The sequence below is a fragment of the Mycobacterium sp. GA-1285 genome (assembly GCF_001499905.1).
Lineage (GTDB): Bacteria > Actinomycetota > Actinomycetes > Mycobacteriales > Mycobacteriaceae > Mycobacterium.
In genome coordinates this window covers 90,761-103,682 of sequence record NZ_LQIS01000007.1, presented here as the reverse complement: position 1 = coordinate 103,682, position 12,922 = coordinate 90,761, and the positions used below count along the sequence as shown (strand labels likewise).

At 67.4% G+C, this 12,922-nt stretch carries 13 protein-coding genes; 11 read left to right on the top strand and 2 right to left on the bottom strand.

Features of this window, described 5'->3' with window-relative positions; all coding sequences use genetic code 11:
• Positions 1 to 28 precede the first annotated feature (28 nt).
• The 11 genes from AU193_RS06085 (at position 29) to AU193_RS06035 (ending at position 11,178) form a co-directional block, all read left to right on the top strand.
• Positions 29 to 1,246, top strand: coding sequence for a DUF6779 domain-containing protein (locus AU193_RS06085; protein WP_064421454.1), 1,218 nt, complete (start codon positions 29 to 31; stop codon positions 1,244 to 1,246).
• An 88-nt stretch (positions 1,247 to 1,334) separates the two neighbouring features.
• Positions 1,335 to 2,279 (top strand): Rossmann-like and DUF2520 domain-containing protein, encoded by a 945-nt coding sequence (locus tag AU193_RS06080; protein ID WP_064421453.1) that lies wholly within the window; start codon positions 1,335 to 1,337, stop codon positions 2,277 to 2,279.
• Positions 2,276 to 3,208, top strand: coding sequence for a pantoate--beta-alanine ligase (panC, locus tag AU193_RS06075; protein WP_064421452.1), 933 nt, complete (start codon positions 2,276 to 2,278; stop codon positions 3,206 to 3,208). Before AU193_RS06080 ends, panC begins: the two co-directional genes overlap by 4 nt.
• Positions 3,208 to 3,615 (top strand): aspartate 1-decarboxylase, encoded by a 408-nt coding sequence (gene panD, locus AU193_RS06070; RefSeq protein ID WP_064421451.1) that lies wholly within the window; start codon positions 3,208 to 3,210, stop codon positions 3,613 to 3,615. The genes panC and panD overlap by 1 nt, the downstream gene beginning before the upstream one ends.
• Before the next feature lie 38 nt (positions 3,616 to 3,653).
• Positions 3,654 to 4,469, top strand: coding sequence for a type III pantothenate kinase (locus AU193_RS06065; protein ID WP_064421450.1), 816 nt, complete (start codon positions 3,654 to 3,656; stop codon positions 4,467 to 4,469).
• A gap of 88 nt (positions 4,470 to 4,557) precedes the next feature.
• Positions 4,558 to 6,096, top strand: a complete 1,539-nt coding sequence (lysS, locus tag AU193_RS06060; protein WP_064421449.1) for a lysine--tRNA ligase — start codon at positions 4,558 to 4,560, stop codon at positions 6,094 to 6,096.
• 118 nt (positions 6,097 to 6,214) lie between these two features.
• Positions 6,215 to 6,556 carry a histone-like nucleoid-structuring protein Lsr2 gene (gene lsr2 / locus AU193_RS06055; RefSeq protein ID WP_064421493.1) on the top strand — a complete coding sequence of 114 codons (342 nt, stop codon included), beginning with the start codon at positions 6,215 to 6,217 and terminating at the stop codon, positions 6,554 to 6,556.
• A 275-nt stretch (positions 6,557 to 6,831) separates the two neighbouring features.
• Positions 6,832 to 9,375 carry an ATP-dependent protease ATP-binding subunit ClpC gene (clpC1, locus tag AU193_RS06050; RefSeq protein ID WP_064421448.1) on the top strand — a complete coding sequence of 848 codons (2,544 nt, stop codon included), beginning with the start codon at positions 6,832 to 6,834 and terminating at the stop codon, positions 9,373 to 9,375.
• Positions 9,376 to 9,597: 222 nt separating this feature from the next.
• Positions 9,598 to 9,816, top strand: a complete 219-nt coding sequence (locus AU193_RS06045; RefSeq protein ID WP_064421447.1) for a CbtB-domain containing protein — start codon at positions 9,598 to 9,600, stop codon at positions 9,814 to 9,816.
• A 19-nt stretch (positions 9,817 to 9,835) separates the two neighbouring features.
• Positions 9,836 to 10,633, top strand: a complete 798-nt coding sequence (locus AU193_RS06040; protein ID WP_064421446.1) for a CbtA family protein — start codon at positions 9,836 to 9,838, stop codon at positions 10,631 to 10,633.
• Positions 10,630 to 11,178 (top strand): histidine phosphatase family protein, encoded by a 549-nt coding sequence (locus tag AU193_RS06035; RefSeq protein WP_064421445.1) that lies wholly within the window; start codon positions 10,630 to 10,632, stop codon positions 11,176 to 11,178. The genes AU193_RS06040 and AU193_RS06035 overlap by 4 nt, the downstream gene beginning before the upstream one ends.
• A 19-nt stretch (positions 11,179 to 11,197) precedes the next feature.
• On the opposite strand, the gene AU193_RS06030 is transcribed toward AU193_RS06035, so the two are convergent.
• Together AU193_RS06030 and mhuD are read right to left on the bottom strand one after the other, a co-directional pair.
• Complete coding sequence (locus tag AU193_RS06030) at positions 11,198 to 12,571, bottom strand: serine hydrolase (protein WP_371259148.1); 1,374 nt, start codon at positions 12,569 to 12,571, stop codon at positions 11,198 to 11,200.
• Positions 12,552 to 12,875 carry a mycobilin-forming heme oxygenase MhuD gene (gene mhuD, locus AU193_RS06025; protein WP_064348188.1) on the bottom strand — a complete coding sequence of 108 codons (324 nt, stop codon included), beginning with the start codon at positions 12,873 to 12,875 and terminating at the stop codon, positions 12,552 to 12,554. Before mhuD ends, AU193_RS06030 begins: the two co-directional genes overlap by 20 nt.
• Between the last annotated feature and the right edge of the window lie 47 nt (positions 12,876 to 12,922).

Genomic DNA, 12,922 nt, shown 5'->3' with positions numbered 1-12,922 from the left:
GTGACCTGTGGCGGGTACAGTCGCCCCCATGACCGATCCGACCCGCAGCCCACGCTATCGGCGTGCCGGCCGCAGGCCGGGTTGGATGCTGTTGACCGCGTTGCTGGTGCTGGCTATCGCCGCCAGCTCCGCCCTGGTGTTCACCGACCGGGTGGAGCTGCTCAAGCTGGCGGTCATCCTGGCGTTGTGGGCGGCGGTGGTCGCGGCGTTCGTCTCGGTCATCTACCGACGGCAGAGCGACGTCGACCAGGCCAGGGTGCGCGACCTGAAGCTCGTCTACGACCTGCAGCTGGACCGTGAGATCTCGGCGCGGCGCGAATACGAGCTGTCGTTGGAGTCCCAACTGCGCCGTGAGCTGGAAGCCGAAGTGCGGGCCCGGGCCGCCGACGAGATGGCGACCCTGCGAGCGGAGCTGGCCGCGCTGCGCGCCAACCTGGAGATCCTGTTCGACGCGGACCTGTCGCACCGGCCCGCGATCGAGCCCGAGCGCACGACGGTGCGCGCCTACAGCGACTGGGCGCGGGATTCGGAGACCACGGGCCGCGTCAGCAGCAGCCGCATCGACGATTACCAACCCGACATCGGAGAGCGGACAACCGACAGTTCGATCATCGATGTGCCCGCCGAACCTCAACCGCCCGAGTTCGATTGGCACCAGACCGCCGAGCGGGTTGGGTCACACCGCAGAGCCTCCGACGCCGACTGGGGCCGCCAGCCGGCGCAGGAACCGACCTCGTGGGCGCCGCCGCCACCGCCGGCCGAGCCCGTTGCACAAACATCGGCTGCACCGCCGCCGCCACCGCAGCCGGTGCCCGAGCCGTCGCCTACGAGCGAGTGGCAGCCCGCACCCGCGGACGGACATTGGCTTCCACCGGGCGCCCCGGGCAGCCACTGGGCATCCACCGTCAATGGGTCGACGACCGAGTACGTCGGCAGGCGCCGAGCCCCGGAACGCGGGGAGGACCTGGCCCGGCCGGCCGTCGCACCCGACATCTCGACACCGTCGCCCGAACCGCGACGTGGCAGGCATTCGGCGCCGCCGGACGGCGGCGATCCAGCGCGCCCCGCGCAGGAGCCCGTGTCCGCCGAACCGCCGGAGCCGTCGCCCGCACCACCGCCCACCGCACGGCGGCGGCGCCGCAGCGCCGACGACGCCGACACCGCCGGGCAGTCGGTCGCCGAGCTGTTGGCTCGGCTCCAGGCGAGCCCCACACCGGGCGGGCGTCGCCGACGCCGCGAGGAGTGAGATAACCTCTTAGCGACCGTCCGGTACCCGCACCGCGGGACCGGAACGAACACACATCAACTCTCAGCGAGGTCGGCTCGTGGTTCTCATGGGGACCCCACCTGGCGGATTCCGTCCGGCGCGGCTCACTGTCGGCATCATTTCCGCAGGTCGCGTCGGTTCCGCCCTCGGTGTCGCCCTCGAGCGCGCCGAGCATGTCGTGGTGGCGTGCAGCGCGATCTCGCGCGCGTCGCGCGACCGCGCCCGGCGCCGGCTGCCCGACACCGCTGTGCTTGCGGTCGATGAGGTGGCGAGCCGTTCGGAACTTCTGATCCTCGCGGTGCCGGACGCCGAGCTCGCGGATCTGGTGTCCGGTCTGGCCGCGACTCGGGCGGTGCGGCCGGGCACGATCGTCGCGCACACCTCCGGTGCGAACGGAATCGGCGTGCTGGCACCGCTGACGTCGCACGGTTGCATTCCGCTGGCGATCCACCCGGCGATGACCTTCACCGGCACCGACGAGGACATCGACCGCCTGGCCGACACGTGCTTCGGGGTGACCGCCGCCGACGAAGTCGGATACGCGATAGCCCAATCGCTGGTGCTGGAGATCGGCGGAGAGCCGTTCCGGGTCCGCGAGGACGCGCGCACGCTCTATCACGCAGCGTTGGCGCATGCCAGCAATCACACGGTGACCGTGCTGCTCGACGCGGTCGAGGGGCTGCGGACGGCGTTGTGGGGCCAGGAACTGCTCGGCCAGGAACTGGTCGGCGATGCGCCGGGGGGGCTCGCCGAGCGGGTCATCGGCCCGCTGGCGCGTGCCTCCCTGGAGAACGCGCTGCAACGCGGGCAGGCCGCGTTGACCGGCCCGGTGGCGCGCGGGGACGCCGCCGCTGTGGCGCATCACCTGGAAGCCCTGACGGAGGTGAATCCCGAATTGGCGCAGGCATATCGGGCGAACTCGCTGCGTACCGCCCAGCGCGCGCACGCCTCGGACGAGGTGGTTGCCGTGCTCACCCGCGATTCGGGCGCCGACCGGGGAATCGGCCGATGACCGCCCGCAGACCGCAGTTCACGGCGGGCGAATTGAACGTCTACTCGAAACCCGGTGATGTCTCGGCGGTCGCCAAGGCGCTGCGTGCCACCGGTCGCCGGGTGATGCTGGTCCCGACGATGGGCGCTCTGCACGAGGGCCACCGGATGCTCATCCGCTCCGCCAAACGTGTCCAGGGGGCGGTCGTGGTGGTGTCGATCTTCGTCAACCCGCTGCAGTTCGGGGCGGGGGAGGACCTCGACGCGTATCCGCGCACGCTCGACGACGACCTCGCCGTCCTGCGCGACGAGGGAGTCGAGATCGCGTTCACCCCGACCGTCGCCGACATGTACCCGGACGGCACCCGCACCTCGGTTCATCCCGGCCCGCTCGGGGCGGATCTCGAAGGAGCTTCTCGGCCAACGCATTTCGCGGGTGTGCTGACGGTAGTGCTCAAGCTGCTCAACATCGTCGGTCCCGACAACGCGTTCTTCGGGGAGAAGGACTACCAGCAGTTGGCGCTGATCCGTCAGATGGTCGCCGACCTCAACGTCGACACCCGGATCGTCGGTGTGCCGATCGTGCGGGAGGCCGACGGCCTGGCGATGTCGTCGCGCAACCGCTATCTGGACGCAGAGCAGCGCGAACATGCGGGCGCGTTGTCCGCGGCGCTGCTGGCGGGGATGTACGCCGCGGGGGAGGGGGCCGCGGCCGCGTTGGACGCCGCACGCGCGGTGCTCGACTCGGTGCCGGCCATCGAGGTCGACTATCTCGACGTGCGAGACCCGATGCTCGGGCCCGCGCCGGAAGTCGGGGCGGCGCGCATGCTGATCGCCGGCAGGTTGGGGCGCACCAGGCTGCTGGACAACATCGCCATAGATATCGGAGTGCCGTCGGGGCCCGGTCCGGAGGTCGCGTTTGATGAGCACGAACTTCCTTGGAGGAACTGATGTTACGGACAATGCTGAAATCGAAGATCCACCGCGCGACGGTCACGGAGGCTGATTTGCACTACGTCGGGTCGGTGACCATCGACGCCGACCTCATGGAGGCCGCCGACCTGCTCGAGGGCGAACAGGTCACGATCGTCGACATCGACAACGGCGCACGGCTGGTGACGTATGCCATCACCGGTGAGCGCGGCAGCGGTGTGATCGGGATCAACGGCGCTGCAGCGCATCTCGTGCATCCCGGCGATCTGGTGATCCTGATCGCCTATGGCACCATGGACGATGCCGAAGCCAGGGCATACCAACCGCGGATCGTGTTCGTCGACGCCGACAACAAGCAGGTCGACCTCGGCAACGATCCCGCCTTCGTACCGGCCGACGCGGCCGGGTTGATGTCGCCACGGTGAGCAGAACGAAGTGACCCGAGAACCGCTGGAGTGAGCGCGTGTTACTAGCCATCGACGTGCGTAACACCCACACCGTGGTGGGCCTGGTCTCGGGCTCGGGCGATCACGCGAAGGTCGTGCAGCAGTGGCGGATTCGCACCGAGTCGGAAGTCACCGCCGACGAACTCGCGCTGACCATCGACGGGCTGATCGGCGACGACTCCGAACGCCTGACCGGGGCCGCCGGCCTGTCGACCGTACCGTCGGTGATGCACGAACTGCGCGAGATGCTGCGCCAATACTGGCCGTCGGTGCCCCATGTGTTGATCGAGCCCGGAGTTCGTACCGGGATCCCGCTGCTGGTGGACAACCCGAAGGAAGTCGGCGCCGACCGCATCGTGAACTGCCTCGCGGCCTACCACAAGTACGGCACCGCGGCGATCGTCGTCGACTTCGGCTCGTCGATCTGCGTCGACGTGGTGTCGGCGAAAGGCGAGTTCCTCGGCGGCGCGATCGCTCCTGGCGTCGAGGTGTCCTCTGACGCGGCCGCGGCCCGATCCGCGGCGTTGCGCCGCGTCGAGTTGACCCGGCCGCGTTCGGTCATCGGGAAGAACACCGTCGAGTGCATGCAGGCCGGTGCGGTGTTCGGGTTCGCCGGCCTGGTCGACGGGCTGGTGCAGCGCATCCGCGACGACGTCGAGGGCTTCGGCGGCACCGACATCGCCGTGGTCGCCACCGGACATACCGCGCCGCTACTGCTGCCGGACATGCGCACGGTCCGGCACTACGACGAGCACCTGACCCTCGACGGGTTGCGGCTGGTGTTCGAACGCAACCGCGACAACCAGCGCGGCCGCCTCAAACAGGCCCGCTGAACTGTGATTTCGGGTGCCCGACCGGTGCACCGGTGATCGTCAACACCGAAATTCCTAGTCGACGGGTGTTCATTTAGGCTGGCACGACGTGACCGAACCCGACCCGTCTCGCACCGCGCCGGCCGCCGACGCCACATCCGAGCCCGACGTTCCAGAGCAGTACCGGATCCGTCAGGCCAAGCGTGAGCGTCTGCTCGCCGAGGGGCGAGAGCCGTATCCGGTGGAGATCGCGCGCACCCACTCCCTCGCCGAGATCCGCGCGGCCTATCCCGACCTGGCTGCCGACTCGCAGACCGGTCAGATCGTGGGCGTCGCCGGACGGGTGATGTTCGCGCGGAACTCCGGCAAGCTGTGCTTTGCCACGCTTCAGGAGGGGGACGGCACGCAGTTGCAGGCGATGATCAGCCTGAACAAGGTCGGGCAGGAATCGCTGGACGCGTGGAAGACCGACGTCGACCTCGGCGACATCGTTTTCGTGCGCGGCGAGGTGATCAGCTCCCGTCGCGGGGAACTCTCCGTGCTGGCCGACTCCTGGCAAATGGCGTCCAAGGCCCTGCGACCGCTACCGGTGGCCCACAAGGAGATGAGCGAAGAGGCCCGGGTGCGGCAGCGTTACGTCGATCTCATCGTGCGTCCCGAAGCCAGGACCATCGCCCGCCAGCGGGTCGCGGTGGTCCGCGCGGTGCGGTCGGCGCTGGAGCGGCGCGGATTCCTCGAAGTCGAAACGCCGATGCTGCAGACACTCGCCGGCGGCGCCGCGGCGCGACCGTTCGTGACACACTCCAATGCGCTCGATACAGACCTCTATCTACGTATCGCGCCGGAACTGTTTCTCAAGCGCGCACTGGTCGGTGGATTCGAGCGTGTCTTCGAGTTGAATCGGGTGTTCAGAAACGAAGGCGCGGATTCCACACATTCTCCGGAATTCGCGATGCTCGAGACATATCAGGCATACGGCACCTACGACGATTCAGCCGTCGTGACCAGAGAGATTATTCAGGAAGTCGCTGACGACGCGATCGGAACACGCAATGTGCCGTTGCCTGATGGCACTGTCTACGATCTTGATGGCGAATGGCGGTCCATCGAAATGTATCCGTCGCTGTCTGAAGCTCTCGGCGAGGAGATCACGCCGGAAACACCGGCCGAGAACTTATGGGCCATCGCCGATCGCCTCGAGGTCGAGATCCCGCGCGATCGCGGTTACGGCCACGGGAAATTGGTCGAGGAGCTGTGGGAGCACACCGTCGGGAACACGTTGTGGGCACCCACGTTCGTCCGTGACTTCCCCGTGGAGACGACCCCGCTGACACGACCCCACCGCAGTATTGACGGCGTCACCGAGAAATGGGACCTCTATATCCGGCATTTCGAACTCGCGACTGGCTATTCGGAGCTGATCGACCCCGTAATCCAACGCCAAAGGTTCGAAGCCCAGGCGAAGGCGGCGGCCGCCGGTGATGACGAGGCGATGGTTCTCGACGAGGATTTTCTGGCGGCCCTGGAGTACGCCATGCCGCCGTCCACGGGGACCGGAATGGGTATCGACAGATTGATGATGGCGTTGACGGGGCTGTCGATTAGAGAGACGGTTTTGTTCCCGATTGTTCGACGCCACGGCAACTGAACACAGTGCCATAAGCCGGTGTCGACGGTTTTTGTTGTACGGCGCACACAGATATGGCACATTGGTGCCGGGTTCGATACTTTACGGCGGTCCTGTGATCGCGCAGAAGGGCGTTCAAATGGCGAAGAAAGTTACCGTCACCTTGGTCGATGATTTCGACGGCGAAGGTGCGGCCGACGAGACCGTTGAATTCGGCCTCGACGGGGTGACCTATGAGATCGACCTCTCATCCAAGAACGCCGCGAAGCTGCGGGACGCCCTCAAGCCGTGGGTCGACGCGGGCCGGCGGGTCGGTGGTCGTCGGCGAGGACGTGCCGCGGGGTCGGGCCGCGGGCGCGCGGCGATCGATCGCGAGCAAAGCGCGGCGATCCGCGAGTGGGCACGGCGTAACGGACACAATGTGTCCACGCGCGGGCGCATTCCGGCCGATGTGATCGACGCCTTCCACGCCGCTACCTAGCGGGGCGATCGTCACGGGCGCACTGCCCGTGTTCGCTCGCCGCGAAGTCGCAGGGCCGAGATACGGAAACGAATCAGCCCACCGATGCGTTGCTCTCCCATAGCGGCGGGTATCCGATCCCGTGCGCATCGATGCCCGGGTGTCCGCTCAGAGCAGACCGGTGGGCGGCGCGCGCCGCCCTGATGCCCACTAGAGTGGACGTGTGGTGCTGTGCGTATTCGAGACCGCTGGGCACGCATGGCACCGACCAATTGATGGAGAGCAGGTAACCACCGATGTTTGAGAGATTCACCGACCGCGCCCGCAGGGTCGTCGTCCTGGCTCAAGAAGAGGCCCGGATGCTCAACCACAACTACATCGGCACCGAGCACATCCTGCTGGGACTCATTCACGAGGGTGAGGGCGTAGCGGCCAAGTCGCTGGAGTCGCTGGGCATCTCACTCGAAGGCGTGCGCAGCCAGGTCGAGGAGATCATCGGCCAGGGTCAGCAGGCGCCGTCCGGCCACATCCCGTTCACCCCGCGCGCCAAGAAGGTGCTCGAACTCAGCCTCCGCGAGGCGCTGCAACTGGGCCACAACTACATCGGCACCGAGCACATCCTGCTCGGCCTCATCCGTGAGGGCGAGGGCGTCGCCGCCCAGGTGCTCGTGAAGCTGGGGGCCGAGCTCACCCGCGTCCGTCAGCAGGTCATCCAGCTGCTCAGCGGTTACCAGGGCAAGGAGACCGCGGAAGCCGGCACCGGCGGCCGCGGCGGCGAGGCGGGCAACCCCTCTACGTCGCTGGTGCTCGACCAGTTCGGCCGCAACCTGACCGCGGCCGCGATGGAGGGCAAGCTCGACCCGGTCATCGGCCGCGAGAAGGAAATCGAGCGGGTGATGCAGGTGCTGAGCCGGCGCACCAAGAACAACCCGGTGCTGATCGGCGAGCCCGGCGTCGGCAAGACCGCCGTCGTGGAGGGCCTGGCGCAGGCCATCGTGCACGGCGAGGTCCCGGAAACGCTGAAGGACAAGCAGCTCTACACGCTGGACCTCGGGTCGCTGGTGGCCGGCAGCCGGTACCGCGGCGACTTCGAAGAGCGCCTGAAGAAGGTCCTCAAGGAGATCAACACCCGCGGCGACATCATCCTGTTCATCGACGAGCTGCACACGCTCGTCGGTGCCGGCGCCGCCGAGGGCGCCATTGACGCCGCTTCGATCCTGAAGCCGAAGCTGGCCCGCGGTGAGCTGCAGACGATCGGCGCGACCACGCTCGACGAGTACCGCAAGTACATCGAGAAGGACGCCGCCCTGGAGCGCCGGTTCCAGCCGGTGCAGGTCGGCGAGCCGACCGTCGAGCACACCATCGAGATCCTCAAGGGTCTGCGGGACCGGTACGAGGCGCACCACCGCGTCTCGATCACCGACTCGGCGATGGTGGCGGCTGCCACACTGGCCGACCGCTATATCAACGACCGGTTCCTGCCGGACAAGGCGATCGACCTGATCGACGAGGCCGGCGCCCGGATGCGGATCCGGCGTATGACCGCGCCGCCAGACCTGCGCGAGTTCGACGAGAAGATCGCCGACGCGCGGCGGGAGAAGGAGTCCGCGATCGACGCGCAGGACTTCGAGAAGGCGGCCAGCCTGCGCGACAAGGAGAAGCAGCTCGTCGCGCAGCGCGCCGAGCGGGAAAAGCAATGGCGCTCAGGCGATCTCGATGTCGTCGCCGAGGTCGACGACGAGCAGATCGCCGAGGTGCTGGGCAACTGGACCGGCATCCCCGTGTTCAAGCTGACCGAGGAGGAGACCACTCGGCTGCTCCGCATGGAGGAGGAGCTGCACAAGCGGATCATCGGTCAGGAGGACGCCGTCAGGGCGGTCAGCAAGGCGATCCGGCGTACCCGTGCCGGCCTGAAGGACCCGAAGCGTCCGTCCGGCTCCTTCATCTTCGCCGGCCCGTCGGGCGTCGGTAAGACCGAGCTGTCCAAGGCGCTGGCCAACTTCCTGTTCGGCGACGACGACGCGCTCATCCAGATCGACATGGGCGAGTTCCACGACCGGTTCACCGCCTCGCGGCTGTTCGGTGCCCCCCCGGGCTACGTCGGCTACGAGGAGGGCGGCCAGCTCACCGAGAAGGTGCGGCGCAAGCCGTTCTCGGTCGTGCTGTTCGACGAGATCGAGAAGGCCCACCAGGAGATCTACAACAGCCTGTTGCAGGTCCTGGAGGACGGCCGCCTGACCGACGGTCAGGGTCGCACGGTCGACTTCAAGAACACCGTGCTGATCTTCACGTCGAACCTGGGCACGTCCGACATCTCCAAGGCCGTCGGGCTGGGCTTCTCCCCGGGTGGTGGCGAGAACAACTACGAGCGGATGAAGCAGAAGGTCAACGACGAGCTGAAGAAGCACTTCCGCCCGGAGTTCCTCAACCGCATCGACGACATCATCGTCTTCCACCAGCTGACCCGCGACGAGATCATCCGCATGGTCGATCTGATGATCGGCCGGGTGTCCAACCAGCTCAAGGCCAAGGACATGACGTTGGAGCTGACGGACAAGGCCAAGGCACTGCTGGCCAAGCGCGGGTTCGACCCCGTGCTGGGCGCGCGGCCGCTGCGGCGCACCATCCAGCGCGAGATCGAGGACCAGCTGTCGGAGAAGATCCTGTTCGAGGAGATCGGCCCTGGCCAACTCGTCACGGTCGACGTCGACAACTGGGACGGCGAAAGCGCCGGAGAGGACGCGGTGTTCACGTTCAAGGGCACCAAGAGGCCGGCGCCGGTGTCCGAGCCGGACCTGGCGCAGGCCGGTGCGGCAGGCGCTGCGGGCCCAGCCGAATAGCGCAACGCGCCAAAGAGAACGGGCGGTACCCCACGCGGGTGCCGCCCGTTTCCCGTCTCAGCGCGCGACCGCTGGACCCAGTGGATAGGATGTGCGATGTTATCGGCGGGCGAAGGAATCTGGTGAGAATCCAGAACGGTCGCGCCACTGTGTCAAGTCAGACCCGACGCTCGCCGCCACCTTCAGGACTCGGGACGCGTAATCCTCCGAAAGGACACCGACATGACCTCACCCGACGCCCGCAAGAGCGTTGCACCCGCCCTCGACCTCTCCGCCACCGGGGTGGCCGTGTGGCTTTCCGCGACCACCTTCTTGGCGCTGTTGGTGCTCTACTTTGTCGGTTTGGATCAGGGCGCGACGTCGGTGTTCGGTGCGGACAACACCGCGATCCACGAGTTCGTGCACGACGCCCGCCACCTGCTCGGCTTCCCCTGCCACTGACCGGCAGAGGTAACCGAGCATGGAGAAGCAGATCATCTGGCGCGGGCTGCTCGCAGGTGCTGTCGCCGGCGTACTCGCATTCGTCTTCGCCCGCATCTTCGTCGAGCCCCAGATCGACCGGGCCATCGTCTACGAGGACGGTGTCGGGACCGCGCACGAGGCGCTCGAAGCCGGTGCGGGCGTGGGTCATAGCCACGGCGAGGGCGGGGGATTCGAGCGCGCCGTCCAGATGAACATCGGTATGGGGCTGGGCGTATTGCTGTTCAGCTTGGCGATCGGCGCGATCTTCGCGGTGATCTTCGCCGTCGCCTACGGCCGCGTCGGCAACATCTCGGCGCGCCTGCTGTCGGTGTATGTCGCCGGCGGAATGCTGTTGAGCCTGTACGTCGTTCCCGCGCTGAAGTACCCCGCAAGCCCGCCGGCTCTGAGCCTGGACGAGACCATCCGGCAGCGCACGCTGCTGTATCTGCTGCTGGTGGTGTTGTCCGCGGCGCTGGCGGTCGGCGCGGTGTATCTGGGCCGACGGCTGGCCGGCCGGCTGGGGACATGGAACGCAAGTCTGGCTGCTGCGGGTTCCTACATCGCGGCTATGGCGGTCGTGATGTTGGTCTTGCCGACCATCGACGAGACGCCGGGACCGCTGACCGACGACGCGGGAAACACTGTCTACGAGGGCTTTCCGGCCGATGTGCTCTACGACTTCCGTCTGTACTCGTTGGGCACGCAGATCGTCATGTACACCACGCTCGCATTGGTGTTCGGTGCGATGGCCGCGCGGCTGCTCGAAGGTAACCGGCGGGAGAGCATACCTGCGTGAGTGAGGTCGTGCGGCTGACGCTCGTATCGCACGCGCTGACCGATGCGATGTCGGCCGGACGATTCCCCACCGACGAGCCGCTGAACCCGACCGGTCACCGGCAGGTCGACGCGTCGATCGACCTCGGTGTCGTCGACGCGGCCCTGTGTGGTCCCGAGAAGCGCACCAGGCAGACCGCCGAACTGCTCGGTCTGCAAGCCGAGGTGGACGGTCGACTGGCGGATCTGGACTGCGGCCGGTGGCGCGGCGACGTGCTGAGCGGGGTGCGACCGGCGGATCTGGCGATCTGGCTGACCGACCCCACCAGGGCGCCCCATGGCGGGGAATCGGTCGTCGACCTGGTCGAGCGGGTCGCCGACTGGATGGATTCGTTGACCGACCGCCGCAGCCGGCTGGTCGCCGTGACACATCCGGCGGTGATCCGCGCGGCGATCCTCATCGTGCTGGACGCGCCACCGAAGTCGTTCTGGCGCATCGACATTGCGCCGGTGAGCCAGACGGTGATGCATTTCCGCGGGCACGCCTGGACACTGCGGTCGAACTAGGGCGGTCGAACCACCCGGTTCAGCCGATCGGCACAAGGTCGAAGGTCTGGCGCACGATGGACAGCAACCATCCCGCGGCGGTGGGGCTGCGGTACCGGGGCCAGTTCAATTGAAAGCTGACCACCCAGGGCTGCCCGGTGTGGTCGACGGCATACCAGCTGAACGTCAGGTCGCCGGGCAGGTTTCCGCCCTTGGCGCCGATGTAGTCCCACTTGGACCCGTCGAGATCTATGCCGGGTATCGCGGAGAGGATGTCCTTCACGGGCGCGGCCTCACCGACGGCGGCCGCCTGCAGTGCGATGTGCACGCGGCAGATGTCGGCGGCGCTGCCGTACCACTCCGCCCCGAAGTTCGACGCCGGGGTGTGCGTCCGGTGTGGATCCGGTTCGTAGGGGCGGGATTTGGTCTGTTGGAGCAGTTGCGCCCGGACTTGCGGGCCGCCCTTCTCGACCGCCTGACGCCACTGCTCGCGGAGATCGGGTCGCCCCCAACCGACCGAGAACATCTCGTGCATGGTGGGAAACGGCGTCATGCTGGCCGGGTCGTGGTGGCGCGCCAGAATCAGCGCCCGCTCCACGGCGCCGGTCCCCAGGCGATCGATGAGCAGATCGGTGGCCATGTTGTCGCTGGCCGAGATCATCTGCTGCGCAGCGGTTCTCACTGACACCCGGGTGCCGGGAGGGAGTTCTTCGAGGCCCGCCGAGCCAACCTCCTTGGCCCGCTTTGTGATGGTCAGCTGATCTGTCCACTTCAGGGTGCCCGCTTTGACCGCCTCGGCGACCGCGAGCAGCACGTACAGCTTGAAGATCGATGCCAACGGCAACGACAGTTCGGTGTTGGTGCCGGCCACCACATCGCACTTCGACTGGTCGGCAACCACCTTCGACACCTGATACGAGTAGCGGGCGCCCGACTTCGTGATCTCGGCGTCGACGTCGCCCCATTCGTCGATGACCGGCGGGCGCAACGTCACATCGAACCGGTCGACCAAGCCGGCATCGTTGGTGCGGAGGTCGATCTCCTGGGCGACGCCGTATGACGTCAGCACCCCGACTTCGGCTTGTCCGGCGCGGATCTCGACGTCGGTCACCTTGAACGGCCGGTCCCACCAGATCCGGTCGAGCTTCGCCGCGATCTCGTCGACCTTCTCGGGCACCGCCAGCGTGCGCACTCCCACCGGGCCGATCGGCCAGTCGGAGTTGAGCATGTCCAGCGTCTGCTTGGCCCGCAGCCCCTGGGGCGTGTTGATCTCGATGGGCGCGCCGTATGCGGCGTCGGCGGGCGGCGGGGCGACTTGCGTGCACCCGCCCACCGCGACGACCAACGAGGCCGCGACCGTCAGCCCGAGCGCCCGGCGCGCGATGAGCGAGCCGCTACTTGTCAGCACCCGCAACGTCGAGGACGACCTCGAACTCGAGCAGCGATGCGCCGGTGGCCACCGGGTTGGCCTGCTGGCCCTTGTGGGCTTCGATGGCCGGGCCCGTCGCCCAGGCCTGGAACGCCTCTTCGGACTCCCACTGCGTCACCACGAAGTAGCGGTTCTCGCCCTTGATGGGGCGCAGCAGCTGAAAGCCGAGGAAGCCCGGCTGGTTGTCGACGGCGTGGGCTCGGTGCGCGAAGCGCTTCTCCAGTTCGGGACCGGCGTCCGGCGGGACCTCGATCGCGTTGATCTTCACCACGGGATTCTGGCTTGGCATGCGCATCAGGCTACCGAATGCAGCGGCGGCACCCGGAGGCACGATGA

Excerpts from the sequence above, each read along its gene's own strand:
- panC (WP_064421452.1), top strand. The coding sequence starts at position 2,276 with ATGACCGCCCGCAGACCGCAGTTCACGGCGGGCGAATTGAACGTCTAC.
- AU193_RS06080 (WP_064421453.1), top strand. The coding sequence starts at position 1,335 with ATGGGGACCCCACCTGGCGGATTCCGTCCGGCGCGGCTCACTGTCGGC.
- AU193_RS06040 (WP_064421446.1), top strand. The coding sequence starts at position 9,836 with ATGGAGAAGCAGATCATCTGGCGCGGGCTGCTCGCAGGTGCTGTCGCC.
- lsr2 (WP_064421493.1), top strand. The coding sequence starts at position 6,215 with ATGGCGAAGAAAGTTACCGTCACCTTGGTCGATGATTTCGACGGCGAA.
- panD (WP_064421451.1), top strand. The coding sequence starts at position 3,208 with ATGTTACGGACAATGCTGAAATCGAAGATCCACCGCGCGACGGTCACG.
- clpC1 (WP_064421448.1), top strand. The coding sequence starts at position 6,832 with ATGTTTGAGAGATTCACCGACCGCGCCCGCAGGGTCGTCGTCCTGGCT.
- AU193_RS06085 (WP_064421454.1), top strand. The coding sequence starts at position 29 with ATGACCGATCCGACCCGCAGCCCACGCTATCGGCGTGCCGGCCGCAGG.
- AU193_RS06045 (WP_064421447.1), top strand. The coding sequence starts at position 9,598 with ATGACCTCACCCGACGCCCGCAAGAGCGTTGCACCCGCCCTCGACCTC.
- mhuD (WP_064348188.1), bottom strand. The coding sequence starts at position 12,875 with ATGCCAAGCCAGAATCCCGTGGTGAAGATCAACGCGATCGAGGTCCCG.